The organism is Photobacterium piscicola (genome assembly GCF_900166965.1).
Lineage (GTDB): Bacteria > Pseudomonadota > Gammaproteobacteria > Enterobacterales > Vibrionaceae > Photobacterium > Photobacterium piscicola.
On sequence record NZ_FUZI01000003.1, the window covers coordinates 325,760 to 346,979 of the forward strand.

16 protein-coding genes are annotated in these 21,220 nt (G+C 38.9%); 6 read left to right on the forward strand and 10 right to left on the reverse strand.

Going from position 1 to position 21,220, the window contains the following annotated elements; genetic code table 11:
- Positions 1-59 precede the first annotated feature (59 nt).
- Together CZ809_RS10465 and CZ809_RS10470 are read right to left on the reverse strand one after the other, a co-directional pair.
- Positions 60-1,085 (reverse strand): GGDEF domain-containing protein, encoded by a 1,026-nt coding sequence (locus CZ809_RS10465; RefSeq protein ID WP_080157578.1) that lies wholly within the window; start codon positions 1,083-1,085, stop codon positions 60-62.
- Positions 1,082-2,062 (reverse strand): response regulator, encoded by a 981-nt coding sequence (locus tag CZ809_RS10470; protein WP_080157579.1) that lies wholly within the window; start codon positions 2,060-2,062, stop codon positions 1,082-1,084. The genes CZ809_RS10465 and CZ809_RS10470 overlap by 4 nt, the downstream gene beginning before the upstream one ends.
- Before the next feature lie 309 nt (positions 2,063-2,371).
- On the opposite strand from CZ809_RS10470, the gene CZ809_RS10475 reads away from it, so the two are divergent.
- The 4 genes from CZ809_RS10475 (at position 2,372) to CZ809_RS10490 (ending at position 6,746) form a co-directional block, all read left to right on the forward strand.
- Positions 2,372-2,728 carry a glutaredoxin family protein gene (locus tag CZ809_RS10475; RefSeq protein WP_080157580.1) on the forward strand — a complete coding sequence of 119 codons (357 nt, stop codon included), beginning with the start codon at positions 2,372-2,374 and terminating at the stop codon, positions 2,726-2,728.
- Positions 2,729-2,897: 169 nt separating this feature from the next.
- Positions 2,898-3,590 carry a DUF3334 family protein gene (locus CZ809_RS10480; protein ID WP_080157581.1) on the forward strand — a complete coding sequence of 231 codons (693 nt, stop codon included), beginning with the start codon at positions 2,898-2,900 and terminating at the stop codon, positions 3,588-3,590.
- Positions 3,591-3,792: 202 nt separating this feature from the next.
- Positions 3,793-4,815, forward strand: a complete 1,023-nt coding sequence (locus CZ809_RS10485) for an acyltransferase (RefSeq protein WP_080157582.1) — start codon at positions 3,793-3,795, stop codon at positions 4,813-4,815.
- A gap of 272 nt (positions 4,816-5,087) precedes the next feature.
- On the forward strand, positions 5,088-6,746 hold the full coding sequence (locus CZ809_RS10490) for a chitinase (RefSeq protein ID WP_080157583.1): 1,659 nt from the start codon (positions 5,088-5,090) through the stop codon (positions 6,744-6,746).
- A gap of 122 nt (positions 6,747-6,868) precedes the next feature.
- Here CZ809_RS10490 and CZ809_RS10495 read toward each other — a convergent pair whose 3' ends face one another.
- The 6 genes from CZ809_RS10495 to CZ809_RS10520 form a co-directional block, all read right to left on the reverse strand.
- Positions 6,869-8,410 (reverse strand): GTPase family protein, encoded by a 1,542-nt coding sequence (locus CZ809_RS10495; protein WP_080157584.1) that lies wholly within the window; start codon positions 8,408-8,410, stop codon positions 6,869-6,871.
- Positions 8,407-9,579 carry a YcjF family protein gene (locus tag CZ809_RS10500; protein ID WP_080157585.1) on the reverse strand — a complete coding sequence of 391 codons (1,173 nt, stop codon included), beginning with the start codon at positions 9,577-9,579 and terminating at the stop codon, positions 8,407-8,409. Before CZ809_RS10500 ends, CZ809_RS10495 begins: the two co-directional genes overlap by 4 nt.
- A gap of 160 nt (positions 9,580-9,739) precedes the next feature.
- Positions 9,740-10,429, reverse strand: a complete 690-nt coding sequence (locus tag CZ809_RS10505; protein WP_080157586.1) for a potassium channel family protein — start codon at positions 10,427-10,429, stop codon at positions 9,740-9,742.
- A gap of 13 nt (positions 10,430-10,442) precedes the next feature.
- Positions 10,443-11,552 (reverse strand): lipocalin-like domain-containing protein, encoded by a 1,110-nt coding sequence (locus CZ809_RS10510; RefSeq protein WP_080157587.1) that lies wholly within the window; start codon positions 11,550-11,552, stop codon positions 10,443-10,445.
- Entirely contained in the window at positions 11,552-14,011 is a 2,460-nt protein-coding gene (locus CZ809_RS10515) for an ABC transporter permease (RefSeq protein ID WP_080157588.1), read from the reverse strand. The genes CZ809_RS10510 and CZ809_RS10515 overlap by 1 nt, the downstream gene beginning before the upstream one ends.
- Positions 13,992-14,663, reverse strand: coding sequence for an ABC transporter ATP-binding protein (locus tag CZ809_RS10520; RefSeq protein WP_080157589.1), 672 nt, complete (start codon positions 14,661-14,663; stop codon positions 13,992-13,994). The genes CZ809_RS10515 and CZ809_RS10520 overlap by 20 nt, the downstream gene beginning before the upstream one ends.
- Before the next feature lie 551 nt (positions 14,664-15,214).
- Here CZ809_RS10520 and CZ809_RS10525 point away from each other — a divergent pair.
- On the forward strand, positions 15,215-16,675 hold the full coding sequence (locus CZ809_RS10525; RefSeq protein WP_080157590.1) for an SDR family oxidoreductase: 1,461 nt from the start codon (positions 15,215-15,217) through the stop codon (positions 16,673-16,675).
- 155 nt (positions 16,676-16,830) lie between these two features.
- Here CZ809_RS10525 and CZ809_RS10530 read toward each other — a convergent pair whose 3' ends face one another.
- Complete coding sequence (locus CZ809_RS10530) at positions 16,831-18,405, reverse strand: BCCT family transporter (RefSeq protein ID WP_080157591.1); 1,575 nt, start codon at positions 18,403-18,405, stop codon at positions 16,831-16,833.
- Positions 18,406-18,797: 392 nt separating this feature from the next.
- Between CZ809_RS10530 and CZ809_RS10535 the strand changes: the two genes are divergently transcribed.
- Complete coding sequence (locus CZ809_RS10535; protein ID WP_080157592.1) at positions 18,798-20,267, forward strand: C69 family dipeptidase; 1,470 nt, start codon at positions 18,798-18,800, stop codon at positions 20,265-20,267.
- A gap of 129 nt (positions 20,268-20,396) precedes the next feature.
- On the opposite strand, the gene CZ809_RS10540 is transcribed toward CZ809_RS10535, so the two are convergent.
- Complete coding sequence (locus tag CZ809_RS10540) at positions 20,397-21,167, reverse strand: class II glutamine amidotransferase (RefSeq protein ID WP_080157593.1); 771 nt, start codon at positions 21,165-21,167, stop codon at positions 20,397-20,399.
- Positions 21,168-21,220: the final 53 nt, after the last annotated feature.

Sequence of the window (21,220 nt, forward strand, 5' to 3'; positions counted from 1 at the left end):
AAACCCCCACGAAACATACAGTCATTATCCGTATTATAAGATTGCCAACTCGCTTTTGTTTATTTTATCGGCATATGCTCATGGCAATCCGATAAAATAAACTCGCCTTTGCTGTTTTTATAACAATTATCGCTATTAATAATGGTGGTGGTATTACGGCCTCTTTTCTTTGACTCATATAATGCTAAGTCAGATTTTTCTAACCATGATTTATAATCAGTTAGCGTCGAATCCCACTCACAGACACCTAAGCTGATCGTGACTTTAACAACGCCACGCTGATCATCAAATACCGTTTCTCGTTCAATACGATTGCGCAATCGTTCGGTAAAATACCCAGCGAGTTCAGCAGGTGTTCCTGGTAGAATAATACCAAATTCTTCACCGCCATAACGGCCTGCGATATCGGTTTGGCGTTTAGTACGGCGTAACACATCAGCGATAACTTTAATAACACCATCACCCGCAACATGGCCATAAGTATCATTAACTCGTTTAAAATGGTCAATATCAAACATAATCAACGTGGCTGGTATTTGTGTCTGATGACAATAATCAAAAGCATCCGCTAAACAATTTTCCCAATGGCCGCGATTGTAAAGCTGAGTTAGTCGATCTGTAATGCTTAAATGTGTTAGTTGTTTATTTGACTCATGGAGATGGTTTTTATTTTTGGCTATATCAGTAACATCAGTGATTGTTAAACAAATATGGTTATATTCTCCAGAAAGAGAACGTAACGGTGTTAACGTCATATTTTGAAACATGATATCTGAACTGCCCGAAATAGGACAAAAATTCAAAAAACGAAATACCCATGGTCGATCTTCCCATGCTGAAAATGATCGCATTCGTAATTTAAACGTCGATTGTATTTTGCTCTGTAACCACGACTCGGGTAAATCAGGTACAACCTCAAACAAGGATTTCCCCATTATTTGAACACTGGAAATACCACTATAAGCTTGCATAAAGGTATTCCATGCACAAACATTATAGTTTTCATCTAATATCACAACGCCAGCATCAAAATTATCTAATACTTGCATTGTTAAATGAAAATCAGCTAAAGATATTTCGTTCAATGTAATGATTCCATCACTTTATTATTAATAATTGCTAGAGAATGATTATCCATAATAAATAAGACTTCACACTCAACATCTAGTATTTCTGCTTTATAAGTATATTCAATTGTGAAAAAGGTCTGAGTATCGCAATGTGTATGATGCAAGTTCATGTACTCTTCTAACACGATCGGCTGCCGAACAGAAAATGGAATCGAAATTTGTTCTGATAACGCGACTAAAAAAGAACAGACCATTAAATTGGCAATATCAATCACGACTTCATTTTTATATTCATCCGTTTGGCTAAATCCCAGCTTCTGTCCAAATAAATGTACATCTTTACCGTGTAATTCAACCAACGCCTCACCGTGAATGCCACCGCCCACAAAACGTTGTGTAATGGCAATTAATTCATGATCATTACGAATATCTGCAATCGCCATGGATAGATCGCTGCTTTTCATAAATGCAACACTTGGCAATGGCATTCTTATAAAATCACCAAGGTGATCAGAAATAATTGCAGCCCCTCGACCTAATGCAATATTGGCAAGCTCGCGCATGATCTCAATTGAATTATTTTCTAAATGAGTATCAACAACAATAGACGGAGCATTATCAAAAACTAGCCCTAATCGTTGCGACAGTTCTATTAACTCATCATGATTAAATGGCTTAGATAAAAAATAATCCGCACCTAACGCTAAACTTCTTTCCACGGCAGTTAATTGTACGTCAGCAGATAAAACAATAATCGTGGTGTTATAGTCACGGACAGGTAAGGACTTCATGACACTAAAACCATCCATTACTGGCATGGTTAAATCTAAAAACATAATATCAATATCAGTGCTTTTTAAACAATCAAGCCCCTCTTTTCCATTTTCAGCATAGAAGAAAGTGGCATTACTGCATGACTGTAGCAATCGTGTAATAGATTTATGTACTAAGACTGAATCGTCACAAATGAGAATATTTATTTTGTTAATCATCAGACTAATCACTTACCCATTGAACTTCACATTAGTATAAAGCAAAGCAACATTATGCAGTAATGTAAAATTATGCATTCAGTGACATACATCTAAATATTGATCTTAGTTCCAATCAATAACCACTAAAAGAAAAAGGTAATTGTCTTTTTTAATCGTCAACATTGATGATTTATCGATATGTACTGTTTCATATTTAATTACTACTCAATAATAAATCAAATATATGGCGGACAAGATAGTTACCCACTGACGATTTTATAATAGAATCTCAGCATAACTTTATAATATCAGCCATTGGAAAATAATATGAAAGCGCTTCGTTGGTTCGTCGGTAAAATTATTCTCATACTCAATTCCCTTTTTTCACCACGCGGTATGCAACGCTCAGCCACTGCTCAACAGGAAGTTGATGCTGCTGTCGCTAATATGCAGCTATATCAATTTGAAACATGCCCTTTTTGCGTAAAAGTACGTCGTCATGCAAAACGCCTTAATATACCGCTTGCAACCCGTGATGCAAAAACGTCACCTTGGGGCCAAGAATTATTAGAACAAGGAGGCAAACGTAAAGTTCCTTGTCTACGTATTGAAGAAGATGGGCAAGTAACTTGGATGTATGAATCAAATGACATTATGGCGTATTTAGATAAGCGCTTTGCTTAATATTACCAATAATCCACACAATAAAATCAAATAACCATTTAAGTCCTTAACGTATAAGCCGATAGCTCTTATTGCACTTTAAAGTTGTAGTATAAAAGAGGTATCACTATCGGCTTTTAACTACTGAATTTTTATTTATTGGTTACAAATACGTTTTACAGGGCTGCATATGCGCAAGAATCATACGATAACTACCGACGATATTTTAATTAAATTATGCCACTCTCTGGCTGATGTATTATCACGAGCAACAGAAAGCCACATAAAATATTCGCCGATGGTACAAAAGATCAATAAAACAAGCTTAAAACCGGATATTGGTTGCTTTGTTTTATTTGATGGTGGCTTCACAGGGTTAGTCGTAACTAATTTCTCCGCCGCAGCAGCAATGGAACTTTATCAAAACTACATGATTCGAATGGGCTTTCCTGACACAGATATTGCTATTCATCATACCGCTGATGATGTTGCTAATATTTTAGGTGAGTTAATGAATCAAGTTGTTGGTGATTTTACAGGTAAGATTGGCAGAGAATTAAAAATATCAATTACCCAAAACCAGCCAAAAATGCTCGCTCTGCATAAACAAATCATCCTCTCTGTTGATACTAATCTTGATCGTCCTCAAGTACGTCGTGTTAGTTTTACAACAGAAAAGAATAATATTTTCTATCTTGAGCTCGCGATGGATAAAACTGAATTTATTCAATTAGAAGACTTTGAGATTGATGAGCAAGATCCAGATACTATTTTTGAAACGGCTTATGATGCTCAACAACAACAAAAAACCATCACTTCTGTCAACAAAAATGCAGTAAGCCCCTATGACAATCAAGATTTGCTGGATCAACTTGGGCTATAAAAACAGCTTTAATTTAAATAGTTAGGTAACTCTACCCCCGTATTGTTACCTCTTTAATCTTCCTTACATGATTAAAATATTTACTTTTATTGATCATAAATTTAATTCTGTGATCAATAACGTAATTCACTATCATAATACAATTTACAAAATCCTTAATTCCATATAATTTCGACCCACTTTCGTTTGTGAGTTTATCGTCATGCCTCAACACCGCATAGCCAGCTTTGAATTTGGTCGAATTATTGCCACAATTGCCATTATTGCTTTGCATAGCCAAATATTCATGCAGGCACCTTTATTTGATGGTCAACCCTTGTTAGGCATGGGGCTCAATCAAATTAGTCGGTTTGCTGTACCGTTATTTTTTATTATGGCGGGTTATTTTATTCAACCACGTTTAACCGCCGAGCGTGTCCCTTATCTCTGGCGCTATGCGCGTCCATTACTCATCATGTGGGTCTTATGGAGTATTATTTACCTTATTTTGCCGTTTAACTTTCACCTTGTGACCTCTGAGGGATATGTTGCTGAGCGTACCTTCTATTGGCAAAAACTGCTCACCACCCCTTTAAATACCTTGTTTGAAGGTGGATTAGTGCATCTTTGGTATATTCCAGGGCTACTCAGTGGCTTAACTACCATTACCGTTTTACTGCGTTTGAAGTTATCTCGGTTGATTATTCCCGTTGCTACTCTGTTATTTATTTTTGGCTTAATGGCTGGTAGCTATGCTCAAATAACAGAATTAAGTTCACCGATATTTACGCGTAATGGTCCATTTTTTAGCACTTTCATGATCATGCTTGGATTTGAAATTCGCCATCGTAATATCAGTATTAGTCTCAAATACAGCATTATTATGATGATCGTTGGATTTTGTCTATTTATCGGTGAAGCAAACTACCTTTCACTGCAAGAAAATGGTTCTTTTTTCCATGACTTTCTCTTTGGTACCCCATTATGGGCATTAGGTATTTTCTTTATTTTATTAGCCAAACCTAACTTAGGTGACTATAAAATCATTCACTCATTAAGCAAAGATGTTCTGGGTATATACCTCTGCCATTTACTTATTGTGATTTATTACCTCAATATCATCAGTATTTTGAATATTAACCCGATCATTGCCAGTGTGTTTGCAGTACCTGTAGTGTTAACTGTGTCAATCATCATTGTTCGATGCCTGCGTAAAATTCCAATGACAAGATGTCTAGTACGCTAGCCAATACTTAATATTCTAATTAAAAGTCCTTATTATCATCTAATTATAAGGACTTTTTTATCTTCATCATCACCGCACTCCTTGCCTATTCTCAACTGATAGTATTGATAAAGATCGCCATAAACATCATTTTCAATGCAAAAAATGTTTAGGGCCACACTTAAATTCCACACGCCAACACGCTTTTAAAAGTCAGTGATTGCATAATATTGCCACATGCCGATAACCTTATTATCAACTATCGTGCACTATAATAATAAAGGTATGAATGAATGGCTAAACTACACCCTCTCTCCATCCTAATTGGCAGCCTATTTGCCGCAAACAGTTATGCTATGACGCCTCAACCCGACCCTGATACTACAGGTGGTTATGTCATTGAACGTGCGGAAATTATTGCAGCTGAAAATGCTAAAACAATGGACCCAATGTACGATGTTTGGGCACAAGCCTTAGCAACGGCTTCAAATACCGTTGTTGAAGCTATTCTTCCAGGGCTAAGCACTAACCCTGATAATGTAAAACGGGTTGAGCGTGTTTTTCCTGAAACTGAATGGAATTACCTTACTCAAATGGCTGCCCCTGAATATACCTATACCCGCTTTTTACGTGCGATAGGAAAATTTCCTGCGTTCTGTGGCGATTATACTGATGGCCGCGATGCTGATGCTATCTGTAAGAAATCTATCGTCACTGCTTTTGCTCATTTTGCCCAGGAAACGGGCGGCCATATTAGCATTGAAAACGTCTCTGATAACCCGTTAGGACTTGAAGAATGGCAACAAGCATTAGTTCATGTACGTGAAATGGGCTGGTCTGAAGGTCAACCGGGTTATACCACAGGCTGTGGTCAAGATGATTGGCAAAATAAACGCTGGCCTTGTGCGGAAGGACAAGGTTACTTTGGTCGTGGCGCAAAACAACTCTCATACCACTTTAACTATGGTGCTTTTTCTGAGGTGATGTTTAATGGTGATGCAACAGTACTATTGAATAATCCAGGGTTAGTTGCTGATTCTTGGTTAAATTTAGCATCTGCTATCTGGTTCTTCTTAACGCCACAAGCCCCTAAACCTGCCATGTTACATGTGATTGACCGCACATGGGTCCCTTCCCAACGTGAAACAGATGCAGGCATCGGTTATGGTTTTGGCACCACTATTAATGTTATTAATGGTGGTATTGAATGTGGTGAACAAAACAAAGATAAAGGTCAACCCGTTAACCGTATTCGTTACTGGGAAGGTTTAGTTGAAAACTACCAAATTCCTGTAAAGAGTGATGAAACTAACACCTGCTGGCAACAAACACCTTATGGTAGTTTGAATCTAAATGGTGCAACCGATGTGCTTTATACAAACTGGGATGCAAATTGGAAATACTATCCTGATCGTCCAGGTGGTGTTTCGTTTGAATGTGAGCTAGTTGGTTTCCAAACCGCTTATTCTGCTTTAGTTGCAGGCGATTATGAAAAATGTGTAACCAATTTCTATGGTTCACATGCGAACTGGCCCGCGGTGCGTGTGGTTGATAAATTAGACCCTGACACGGGTGGCGGCACCACAGATCCAACAGACCCACCGATTGATGGCGTGGCGAATTGGGACGAAAACAAAGTCTACAGTGGCGGTGAGCAAGTCACATATAAAGGCGCTATTTATGAAGCGCAATGGTGGACACAAAGTAACCAGCCTGATTTAGGCGGCCCATGGAAGTTAATCAAAGCTGCAACATCTACAGATGATGCAATAACACCACCAACAGATGATAAGCCATCAATCTCTTTACCAACAGATGTAACAACGTGGAGTACTACTGCCGTTTATGGTGGTAATGATAAAGTCAGCTTCCAAAACAAAACTTATCAAGCAAAATGGTGGAGCCAAGGCAATACACCAACAGCAGGTGATCCGTGGACATTGCTACCTTAACACGTGCCTTAACAATATTATTAAGTTAAGCCACTGATTATTATTGCTCAATAAAAATGGCTTTGACGGGGAAATTAAACCCTATCAAGGCCATTTTTTATCACAAACAAGGATAACAATAACTACTTAGTTGCTGCATCAAATACTAGTTTACCTAAACGATATAACCGTTTTGCTTGCTCGGTATAATCAATAGTTTCACCTTGAGCGCGACGACGGTTTAACTGAGTATTGATCCCATCTTGATACACCTGCTGTAACTGTGATTGTAAGCTATCAAGATTATAAGGAATACGATCGCTACTCACGGAAAACGGCAAAATATACTCAGCGTGCATGACCTCTCGGTTATACTTCACTGCATCACTAATAATTTGCCCTTTGTCCGTTTGTGGTGACTCAAGATCATACGGTGGCAACCATTCATCAACAGGTTTAAGTTTATCGACTTGGTTAACCAACATGATCAATTTAGGCGCTTTTCTTTGCTGATTTTGAGGTTGCTTATAAAACGAATCAAAAGCACTTTTTAGGGTAACATCTAATTGACGTGATGATTGATTAGCTTTCAATACCCAAATAACCACATCACTTTCGGTCATTTGTTTTAGTAATTTCTTCTCAATTTCAGCACTGCCATCAATGCCGGGTAAATCAATCAGATTGATTAAATCGAGCCCGTCAACTTCACATTTATAGGTTGTGGCTTTATCTGTTGATGGTAACGCGCTTACTTCAGCCGCAATCTCACCCAATAACCCATTAATAACCGATGACTTACCCGCACTCACTTGACCAACAACAGCTACCCGCAATGGTTCTACGGCAATGGCGGTTGCTTGCTGATCGTGGTCTTGTAGTTGACTATGTGGCACCGCTGCATCATCAAGCTTAAAACGACCACTGTATAAATCAATAGCAACTGAAGCGACTTCTTGTAATAACGTCGCTTTTAGTTTGCTTTGTACCTCAGCACTAACATCATCAAACAACTTACCAACAACCAAACCGCGTACTTCGGCTAACCAGCCTGTTGGCGTTGCTATACGGAATAATCGATAAACATCATAAGCACTTTTTGCATACCCCATTTTATCTTTAATCGCGTAACCTTGTTTAAGGCTCGTTAAGGTGATCTTCTCTGAAAAAGGAACATGTTGTTGTAGAAAGTGACGATAACGACGACTTACCTCTTCAACCATCATTAAAAATTCAGGCGCCGTAAAAGCCAACTTTTGCGAGCTCGATTGTTGATGATACTGCGCAGCAACATCAGCCACCAAAACATAAGCATGGGCTTGTAGGCTTTCCCATGCAGAGTCATCTGCTAGCTGCTTATCAATAACTAGTGTCATTTGTTGCCACACTTGCTGATCGTGCTCACTCCATTGTGGATTGGCAGCGACATGTAATGGTGCAATATCATCCATAACAGCATTTGCAACCACCCGTTTACGGCGCAACCACCAATAAGGAAGAAAAGCCACTAAACAACCACCAGCAATAATGGCAAAAAATAACAGCCATTGTCCTTGTTGAATCAGATCAACAACACCAAACCCCGCCAATACCATGATGGGCAAACACACCGCTAACATCAGTAACGGAAACAAACCTTCAGAGAGTTGATTAATTAACTGATAACTTTTGCTCACCCGTTTCATGCATGATCCTTTTTCGGTGATGATTTACTCAATTGTTGTCGATCAGCAACCTGCTTGACGGTCGTAAATGCTTGTTGATAAGCCAATTTAATTTGGTCTTTTGAAATCGACTCACCTTTACTGCGATGATATAAATACATACAAGCCGCACGGCCAATCGCATAAGTCGATGAAAAACTCATCGCAGCAGCGGTTGCACTGCCCACCGTTTGACCGTACGCAGGAATAAATTTAACTAACTGGTTAAGCCCCAATTTAGATAAATATTGCAACAAAAAACCCGATCCCAGCATGCCCACAAATTCTGCGTAATCTTTTTTATTCCAACTGACACCATATTGATTCGCAAGACTATGCAACATCTTGCCTTGAATAGCTGGCACACTGAATAACCCAACAGCAGGAATAGCATCACTGGCTCCCGCAACTCCTGCATACCACAAAACTTCTTGACGTAATTGATAAAAATTTTGTTCTTCACGGTTAGTATGCGCTTGTTGATTTGATAATAAACTCAACATCGGAAGTGCATCCGTTAAGGCATGATGTAATATATCAATACCAATAAACTGTGCTTCATCTGGAATGAGATCAACCACAATCGGCTGATAGATAGTTGCCGTTTCTGATTGCCATTGTGCAGGTTTAATGCCCCACACGTCCATTACCCGCTGATGATTATATTCAATCGCACGCTGGCGTTCTTGAGTATCAACAATACTGTTCACCGCAGTATGAATAACCAATAAATGTTTGATCATACCACTGCGTTTAATGTGTTTTAATGCCGCCAATAAACCTGATTGTTCAGGCTCTTCCGCTTTCATCACCACCATTAATGCATGGCTTTTACCACTACACATTGCAATGTCTTCAGTGGGATCGTAATCCGCTTCACCTAATCCTCGTGTATCTAAAAAACACACTAATGGATTTTCTGCTGGATAGAGATAATGGTGAGCAGTACGTGTACAAGGTTGAAAACCATTACCAATCTCAACCAAACTACTACCTGTGAGCGTTTGAATAAGAGTTGATTTTCCCGCCCCAGTTTTACCCAATAACCACAATGTAGGAATATGTTTCTGCCATTCATCAAACGCAGGAGCCAAATCAGGATTAACTGAGGGATTTATATATTGGTAAACTTTCTTAAAGAAGCGATTCATATCACCTTCACACCACAAAATAATAAACCAGTGACATAGTAAATTTGTATATATCACTATTTAGTCAGTCTTAGCAAAATAGCACTAAATGAAAAAAGAGAATAACCTTAATGATTATTCTCTTATTTATAATGCAATGTTCGCTATCTCTGGCTACAGATTAGTCATCGAGATGATCAATAAAATATTGCTCACGACTTGAGCTGACTAAGCTTGATACTACAATCGCCATATAAAATACGCCAACAATCGCTTCAAGGTAGGCGAAGACCTTAGCAATTGGCATTATTGGCAAAATATCACCATATCCCAAGGTGGTTAAGGTAACAAAACTAAAGTAGGCAGCATCAGCAAAATTCTCATGCCATGCTCCTTTATTGAGGCCTTGAAATGATCCCGGTAAGAAATGGATAAGAATTAAATACCCTATGGCCCACATTAAACCAAGCAATAAAAACAATGCCATTGAGCCAATGATTTTGTTGCTATTAATTGAACCGGTAAAGAGTATTTGACGCATAATTGAACGAAAAGTCCCATAAAAGAAAATAAACATCAATAACAGCATGATAATTTCAATTTCTTCAATGCCTAATACCGTTCGAGTGATCACAGCAATCAACCATGCAACCACTAATGACGATAAAAAACGGAACCAATTTTTATCAAAGCGTAAGCTTAATAAGCAAATGCCAAAAGTGATAAACGTAAAAACTTCTAGTATATATTGCAAAAAACCGGACGTAATAACCTTATCTAAAGATGCACTAATCAATAAAAAAACCAATGCTAAGGTTAAGTAGAAAAAATTATTTTGATTATTTATCCGTTGGGCTTTTTTACTCAACATTTATCCATATTCCTTATTTATTTTCATAACCAGTGAGTTCCATAAATCCTTTACCACCTTGTGTGCCTGTGACATTAATCGGGCCTTCCCAATAAGGAAATATAAAAGGTAACCATTGATCTTGGCGTACAACACTGGTTTGGAGTTTTAGTCCTTGTGATGGCACTTCAATTAACCAGTTAAGTGGAAATGAAATACCACTCACCTTGTAAAAATGCATCGGTTTCATTCGAATTTGATTATTATCTAGCTCTACCACTCGACCATCAGGCCACGATCGCGAGCCAATAAAATAGGGTCTTTGGCCTTCTTCACGCAATTGCGACACCATCAGAGCACTGCCATCGTCAAGGTGGATCGCAAACCAATCCCAACCTTGTTGTTTGGCACTAAGCATACTACTGCTCCATTCACGATCAAACCAACCACGGCCACTCACTTTATATGGTTTACCGTCCAGTGTGATCGTCCCATCAAGGTCTAAGAAGGGAACACTATAATAATAAGAAGCGATACCCAATAATGGATGTTTTTGGCTATATCCTTTATCGCCCTGTAAAATAATGGCACCTTTTTGCTTGATATTTAATCGTGCAGACATGTCATCATCTGAAAACTTCAGTCGTCCAGGAAATGGATCACTGGTCGCAGCACGCCATGACCAATTATCTAACCACGCACGAAACGGTTTAAGATCAACCCCTGCTTGACCAATGCCACCACGCGCAAACCTTTCTGTTGCCCAAGTTTTCTCTTTCGTATTTATAACAGCATGTGCCATATACATTTGTGGGGTCTTCCAACCACTCAAATCTTCATCATTGGTCGCCATGCGAAATAACGTCCACTGCACCGCAATTTCTTTTCCTGTTTCTGTTTTAAGATTAGCGGTTAAATACCACCACTCAGCGAGATATTCAGGGTGTTCGCCATGATCTTGAGGAAACGTTATCGGCTCTCCTTTTATCACTGGCTCAAACACAAAATCTTTAGACTGCGTTAATATCTTTACTGAATTACTTCTCGTTGGTTGTTCATCACAACCACTTAACAACATCATTCCCATTAACATTATAGATAAAGAAAACACATGCCAACGAGATTGCTGAGTTGAAACTTTCATTAAAATGACTCTCGCAAAGATAAAATCGCAGATCGATGAACTAAACGCCATACTGGCCATGCTCCAGCAACAAGCAGTGCTAATAAAGCCGTGCCTAATGTCATAAAATAATCATAAGGGAAATATTGGACTTGCATCGTCCAACCAAAGGAATATTTCAACACAACATCAATCAAAAGCTGTGCTAAAAGTAAACCTAAAGGCAATGCTATCAGTGCGGTCATAAGCCCTATAACTAACAATTGACCGCCGCCCAATAACGACAATTCAATGCTTGTCATTCCCATACAACGTAATAATGAATATTGTCGTTGTCGTGAAATTTCACCAGCAATAGTGGAAAAGAACAAACCACAAATAGCAATGAATAACGTTAGATTACCTAACGTTGATGTCACGACAAACGTACGATCAAATACGGTCATTGCTTGTTTCATTAACGCGGCATTATTGCGTATACGTTCTGGTTGTAAGCGGAATCGCTCACCTAACTTTGCTAATAATAATTCGGATTTTGCACCCTTTTTCAAATGAATAGCTAATCCGACTTGCCCTGAATGCGGCCAAAAACGTTGCCATTTTTGCTGAGAGATTAATACTTGTCCGTAAGGGTTACCATAATCATAATAAATACCCACCACTCGCCATTTCTGATTCATGGGAGCGGGAAGATTAATAATATCTCCAGGCTGCCAATGGTGTTTCAGCGCCATAGACTCACTGACCATTACTGCACGATCATGATGCAGTTGCTGCCAATAATTATTAAGGCCCACTTTTACCGACAGCGCTTTTTGCTCACCGGATGTTTGGCCAATACTCATAACTTGAATCGTGCCATTATTTGAGCGAGTGGCTTTTTGTCTGCTCCACCACACTTGATCCACTTCGGGTTGTTGTTGAAGCCATTTTGATATTCGTGGTGCCATGTTCATTGATGGGCGAATATAAATATCCGCAGCTAAACGCTGTTCAAGCCAGTTTTCCGTTGTATTACGAAAACTGCCAACCATAGTCTCCATACCGATGTTAGAAGCTAACGCCAACATAAACGCCATTGCTGCTATACCGCGATAACTTAAACTGGCAGCCGCATCAAAGAAAAACCATCGCATGCGCGCTTTACTGCTGATATTACCGAGAAAATGGAACAGCAACCACAGTAAATAAGGCATCATCAAGCCAGAGGCTATAAGAATAAAGGCGATTAAAACAAAACCTGTTAACTGTCCATGAGCAAGCTTATAAACAATCACCGCACCAATAATAAAGATGCAAGAAAATAAGGCTTGCCACGCAAATTCTCGTCCACTAAATCGAACTAAAGATAAATGTGTCGCTAGTCGTGCGGGTGGCGATTTAATTAAACGCACAACCGGCCATGTACAGGCAAATGCACAGCCAAAAATCGCAATTGCTAAACTTGCAGCACCCCATTGCCAATTCCAGTGCACTTGTAAACCAACATTGGCGTTATATAAATCATTCAATGATGCCGCAACAGATGGCAGTAATTGTTGAGCTAATAATAGCCCAATAAGATTACCACCAACTAGCCCAACGAACACCCACAAACACAGTTCACCAATAAGCGCTCCAGCGAGTTGCGTACCATTAACCCCTAATTGACGTAAAATACCAACTAACGGCTGTCGTTGTGCTAACGAGAGCGACATTGCTTGATAAAAAATGAACAATCCCACCACAAACGCCAGCATTCCCATCGCAAACAAATTCAAATGAAAGGCATTGGTTAAGGGTTCTAGCTTGGCGTTTTGTTGACGTTCAAGTGTTAATCCTGGTGGTAAAATATGCGTCAGTTTCATTAACTGCTTACTGCTCATTTCACCGCAAACAATCGCGCTAAATCCAGAACTAGGTTGTAATTCGCGTAACAAAGCAATGTCAGCAATCATACGTGAATCATTCATACGGCTGTCATTGATCACTTTCATCGGACCTATTTGACGCCCAGAATTAAGTGTCAACATATCTCCATTTTTGATACCAATATAATTAGCTAAATTTTCACCTAACATAATCGGATATGGAGGACGCATTAGTTGCAATAATTGAATTTTACTTTCATCAATGGCGCTATTTTGTAACGCGCCAAAAATCGCCACAGGGTCAATACCGAGTAGCTGAAAGTCACGTTGTTTTTCTGTAATGATGCGATGTTCAACTAATGGCGCACATGTCTTAAGCCCGGCTCGACGCATTTGAATGTAAAAACCTTGCGGTACATTCATGCCTATTTGAGCATGGCGTATACGATATGGAAAAGGATTAGAAAAAAGTTGTTCGCCTTTACGATAGCTTTCTTTTGCTTGTTGATTAACTCCCATTACACCGACTAATAATGCAATACCCAGTGTTAATCCAAGCCACACTAAAACAATTTGTAATGGGTGGCGACGATAGTGTCCCCAAAGTGCACTAGCTACGGGGCGTAACATGTAACTGACCTCCCTGTAAGCGAATACAGCCTTGCATATGTGCTGCAACTTTCTCACTATGGGTAACAACTAATAAAGTGCAATTAAGGTGTTTTGTTAATGTAATAAGTAACCGAATAACAGCATCTGCATTTCGTTCATCTAAACTCCCTGTTGGTTCATCTGCTAATAACAATATCGGTTCCATATAAATTGCACGTGCAATAGCCGCACGTTGTTGTTGTCCCCCTGAAATCTCTTCAGGATAACGTGATAATAATGACATTAAATCCAATGCGGAAATTAGCTTTAACCATAACTTATCGTCGTCAGGTAATCCTTTTAGCTGTCGACAAAAACGAATATTATCAGCCACAGTTAAGGTTGGTAATAAATTATATTGTTGAAAAACAAGGCCAATATTTTCACGACGAAAGGCTGTTCGCTCACGTTCAGAAATTGCATGTATTGCCGTATCACCAAGCCATATCTCACCTGATTCAGGTTTATCAAGCCCAGCAATTAAATTCAGTAATGTACTTTTCCCTGAGCCGCTTTCTCCCATCAGTGCTAATTGCTCTCCAGAATGTAAAGCCAAATTAGCGCCCTGAAGCACAGAATGAAACTCGGTACCGTCTAGATACCCTTTGCAGAGTTTAGATAGTCGTAACATGTTCAATCACCAACGTTTGCTTGCATTACAAATTAACCACTATTTATTTTAATAATCGAATAATTAAAATAAATAGTTATTCAATACTACCTATTTTATTCCTCACAGAACAGCTTAGCTATATAAGTATTACCATTTATCACGCTTTCTTATTTGAATATTCTTCTTTAACAACAATCGACTACCATTAGGGTTAAAAAGCCGTCATTAAATACAATTTTTATATTTCTAATTTGAATTTAATAACTATTATATAAAAACACATATAAATTAACTAACAACCATACGGATTGTTTAATTATCCATCTGATTTAGCTAAATTATATATCTCGGTTTTGTTATTAAATGAATTATCACAACCATATGCATAAAAACCCATAATAATTGTGGTGATAATAATCATATTAACCTGTAAAAACTATCATCTTTTGCAGTTTATTATTGCTTTTAATCAATAAAAAGCCATTATCTTTAAAGGCGATATTAAAAAATTTAATAACAGAATTTTTTGCCTATCTATATCGCAACACGGAATTCAGAGTGGTTATTTAATGAGCAGAAATATTCTTGTCGTTGGCGCTTCAGGTTATATTGGCAGTCATCTTGTGCCGCAACTATTAAAGTTAGGCCATCACGTAACAGCAACAGGACGGAACCTCAAGCTCTTAGAGAAACGTGGCTGGGGAAATATTGATAATCTAACATTGGTTGAATTAGATTTAGATATTGACCAAGACTTAACGGATCTATTTGCAGATATCGATACCGTTTATTTTCTGGTTCATGGTATGAATCATGGTCATGATTTTATTGAATTTGAACTCGATTGTGCTAAACATTTTAGTCAGTATCTTGCCCTCAGTAACGTTAAGCATCTTATCTATCTTGGCGCCTTACAATCACCTACCAGCCAATCGAAACATTTAATGGCACGCAAAGAAACCGGTAATATTCTTCGTGATAGTGGAAAATGTGTTACTGAATTACGGGCGGGTATTATTATCGGACCAGGATCAGCCGCATTTGAAGTCATGCAAGACTTTGTTTATCACCTACCCATAATGTTAACTCCGCGTTGGGTCACTTCACGTAACTCTCCTATTGCCCTACGCAACTTACTCTATTATCTCACTCAGCTTATTGATTGCCCTCAAGACAAAAATCTAATCTTAGATGTCGCGGGGCCCGAACAAATGACCTACAAAGATCAAATGGTTCGCTTAAGCAAAGTTCATGGCAAAACAATCCGAGTTATTCCATTAAAATGGTTAAGCCCTCAAATGGCGACCTATTGGCTTCGTTTTATAACGTCGGTTCCAACTAATATTGCCCGCGCACTTATTGGAGGACTAAGTTGCGATCTTCCCGCTGACGGCAGTGAACTTCAACGTCGAATACCTCAACATTTGATCAGTTATGAAGAAGCCATTCAAGAAACACTGATAATGAATACTGAAGTCGTTAAAAGCGAAATCTGGGGATTTGATCCTGATGCCCTACTACGCTGGCAAACAGGTTATGGCTACTATCCGAAACAAGCAGGTTACACGCTTAAAACAGATGCCAGTTGTGAAGACTTATGGCGCCAAGTACAGCTGGTTGGCGGTGAAGAAGGTTACTTTTATGCCAATGGATTATGGCGAGTACGAGAATGGATGGATGCCATGATTGGTGGTGATGCCCTCAAGCGTTATCGGCGTGATCCTCAACAATTACAATTGGGCGATCAAATTGATTCGTGGAAAGTGATCAGTCTTGAAAAAAATCATTTCCTATCGTTATTATTTGGTATGAAAGCCCCTGGCTTAGGTCGATTAGAGTTTACCATTGAAGATTGTGGTGATCATCGCACTATCGACATTCGTGCGTGGTGGCACCCAAAAGGCTTTATGGGGCTACTTTATTGGTTTGCAATGATGCCAGCTCATTTGTTTATTTTTCGAGGCATGACCCATGCCTTAGTGAAACGCTGTAAAGCAAAAATACAACAAGGCAATATCGAAACAAAATAATACGGCTTATCTAATTATCAACCACATTACTTATCGCTAGTATCAATGTGGTGATGATTAGATAGTCATTAAAATAGAGACATAAAAAAAACCGAAAGTATGACACTTTCGGTTTTTTGTATTACTAACTGAATGTAAAAATCACATCACACACATTAAGCCGCCTTGGCTACTTTAGATGCACATGTCATCTTCCATGCCGCAACAGGACCACTTAATAGTGTTAATCCAATCAGCAATGAAACAGGTACCGCGGTAATAACAATAAAGGATTGTAGTGCATTTAAACCACCATCCCCGGCTAATAACAATACTGCAGCCACGACACCCATGGTAATCGCCCAGAACAAACGGTGCTTACTACTAGGTTCATTATCACCCGAAACGACCATCGCAATCGAGTATGCCATTGAGTCACCTGTTGTGACGACAAAGGTTGTAGTTAGCACTAAAAACGCAGGTAATAGAATATAACTCAGAGGTAAATTAGACAGTGTTGCTAACAATACTGAAGGTAGACCACCATCATTCAATGGCCCTGAAATCATACCTGGGTTATTCAGTTCTAATGAAATACCTGTACCACCAAGCACAGCGAACCAAAAGTTAGTCGCAATCGGTGCACCAACAGCAACACATAAGATTAAACTGCGAATACTACGGCCTTCAGAAATACGGGCAATAAAGATCGCCATCATTGGTGCAAAACCAATGAACCACCCCCAGAAGAACCATGTCCACCATAAATTCCATTCAGGCTTTACGGTCGTCAAACTCATTGAACCCATGTTTTGTAAGTAGCTACCAAACGCAGAACCAAACTCTTTCAATAAGAAAGTTGTTGGCCCTAAGATTAGCATTGCCGCTAACAGTACAAATGCACCGATAACATTAAGGCGTGATAACCACTGTAAACCTTTGTCCATTCCAGAAGCCGCTGAAGCAGAATAAATAGCGACAACAACAGCTAAAATAATCAGCTGTGATTGGGTATTGTTTTCTAAGCCCGTTAATAACTCAAGGCTATAACCTAATTGAGAGGCTAAAAAGCCTATAGGTCCAATAGTACCTGCAGCCACAGCTATAATTGAACATGCGTCAATAACACTGCCTACCCAATGATTTTCTAAACGATGACCAAAAAGCGGAAATAATAAAGCGCGTGGGCGAAGTTTAATGCCATGTTCATGGTGAGCATACATTAAAACAATCGTTGAAAGTGTACCGAGTACAGCCCAAGCAAGAAAACCCCAGTGTAAGAAGGCTTGATCTAGTGCTGGTGTTACTGCGGCAAGCGTACCCGCTTCTACACCAGGAAATGATGGAGACGGGGTCATGAAGTGATAAATAGGTTCTGCGGCAGACCAAAAAACGCCGCCACCAGCAAGTAGCGTACACATGATCATTGCTAACCAACGGAAAGTGCCAATGGTTGGTTTAGCAACACTGCCCATCACTTTTTTACCTAATGGACTAATCGCTACAATTAATGCTAGAAAAAAGTTCACCAACATCAACCACTGCCAACTTGAACCGAAGTTATTTGCAGCAGAACTGAATGATGTTTGAATCATTGAGGTAAAAGCAGGCATATCAATTAAAGCAGAAAGAACGAATAAGGTGATAAACCCAATCGTTAGAGCAGGAACGAGTTTATTGTCTAAACCTTTTAGTCCCATAACAATATTTGGAGCTACGTTGTTGCTAATTTGACTTGTATTGCGTCGCATAAATGTCTCACGCTGTGTGTGAGGGAAGACACACTATCAGCATCCAAACCGTAACGCTAGTTAAATTTTCCCTATGATTTTCAAAGGAAAAAGGATTTAAGCCGTCATTTAATAGGATTGTAATTTGAAAACAGAAACTTATAACTTGTTACATAAACCTGCCCGTTAAGAAATAAAAATAATCGAAACCATCAAAAAAACTCATTAAGCTTTACTTGCATAAGAACAATAAAATAGTTACTGAACAAACAAATTTCAAATTAATAGATGCAAACTTAGTTATCAATTAATGCTTTTAAACGATGTAATGAGTGTGATATTTCACGCAAATACCCCTATTTCTATGCCCTATAGTAATAAGCACTTTTTTAACGGCAATGGAGAGGTATCTTATGAAATACACATTACTTTACGCTGTGGTCGCGGCAACAGTTTCCCCGTCAATTTTAGCTTGCACAACAATTCTTATCGGTAATCAAGCCACAACTGATGGCAGTTATATTATTGCGAGAAACGCAGACCATAGCCCATTAGTCAATCCACACTGGTTTAATCATCCTCATCAAACGAATAAAACGGGTGAATTTCGCTCTAGTAGCAATGCGTTTACTTACCCTTTACCTGCAACCAGTCTTGCTTATAGCAGTTTTTCTAAAGCAAAAACGCATGACACTTCTTTTGGTTCTGCGGGCTTTAATGAGCTTGGAATTGGAATGTCAGCCACGGAAACTATTTATAACAACCCCACTGTCCTTGCCGTTGATCCTTACAATGAAAAAGCCGGTATCAATGAAGATTCGATTGTTAATGTTATTTTACCGCGAGCAAAATCAGCCAAAGAAGGCGTACAACTCTTAGGTGAGATTATTGAAAAACAAGGTGCTGCAGAAGGTTTTGGGGTGGCTTTTGTTGATAAAACGGGGATCTGGTATTTAGAAACAGGCAGCGGTCACCAATGGATGGCAACCAAACTCGATAATAACAATTATTTTGTTTCTGCTAATCAAGGGCGATTACAACATTTTGATCCTGACAACACCGATAAATACCTTTCTAGCCCAACGTTGATCAGTTTTGCGATTGCTCAAGGTGTATATAAGCCTAAACAAGAGGGTAAGTTTAATTTTCATCGCGCCTATTCCATCGATAACAACAACGATCGTCTTTATAATTATCCACGCGTACACGCCTTACAACATATGTACAGTAACGGCATTAAAACAACCTTAGCCGATCCACAGGCTTTTCCTGTCTTTGCTGAGCCTGCACATAAATTATCGGTCGAGGATGTTAAACAAGGACTACGAAATCATTATCAAGGTACCTCACATGATCCCTATGCTAACGTTAATCCTAAAGAAACTTATCGTCCTATCTCAGTATTTAGAACCTATCAATCCCATATTCTTCAAATTAACCCAGCATTACCTCAGGCGATCGGCGAAGTGGCTTACATTGGCTGGGGCATGACCGATCTCACCCCTTATATCGCATTTTATCAAGGTGCAAAAATTCCGGCTATTTACAAAACAGGCGTTGGCACCATCGCTGATAATATGTCAGCTTATTGGCAATTACGTAAGGTACAGACCCTTGCAATGACAGACTATAATCAGTTTGCACCAATGGTGAAAAAAGCCTATGCCGAATTTGAAAAGAAACAAACTGCACTCATGGCACAAACACAAAAAGATTATTTAGCAATCTATAAAACTGAGCCTCAAAAAGCACAAACACTGTTAAATAATTTTGAATTAACCGTCACTAATCAAGCAATGGCAACAGCCAATAATCTTCAAAATAGAATTATTACCAAGATGACATCAGATACCAATGCCATTTACCCATTCAAGGGGGCTTAATTAACACTGTTTAATATTTATAATTGAACAATAAATATAATAGAACAGTAAACATCGCTGATTACGATTACCACCGATATTAAAAAGGCAGCCTATTTAGACTGCCTTTTCAATATTACACACCACAGGTTAATCAATAATTAAGTCATACTGCGTACAGTGATGATTAACAATATGTGTAATGGTTTGACGCGGAATTTTTTGCCATGAACCAGAATGATCTAATGGCTCAGAAGCAATAATAGTTTTTTTGTTTGAACACTGGATAAACACTGGTGGTGGTTGATGGTCAGAACTATAACGCACCACCCAAAATTGCTCACCATCAGAGATACAAAGCGACGTTTTTAGCGGCCCCGTTATCGACTTATCTTCCATTGCTTGTTCAATTTCATATAAAGTCTGATTAATCGCGGCAATAGGATCAATGCGAAGTCCATTTTTAATCATCATTAAGAAAATTAATTCGCTATCAGTCGTGCCAACTCGTTTTAAAAATAATTCTTCCGTTAATTGACGTACTAACGTGAATTTTACCTGATCAAAGCCACTGATCTGACCATTATGCAAAAACATCCAATTATCGAGCACAAACGGATGACAATTAACTCGAGATACTTGGGATCCTGTTGAATGGCGAATATGTGCCATAAAACGATGTGAACTAATATGATGCGCTAGTGAGCGTAAATTCTCATCACCCCATGCGGGTAAAATATCATGATAATAGCCCGGCAATGCACGATGAGAATACCAACCTAAACCAAAGCCGTCGCCATTCGCACGAACAGTGCGCTTTTTATTCGATTCGACACTTTGCTGAATTAATGAATGCTCTGGCTGATAAATCAATTCATCCAAATAGATACTATCACCATGATAGGCTAACCATCGGGACATAACGTATTCCTTACTCAAAACAATACAGACTAAACAAGTTACTTAATTTACCA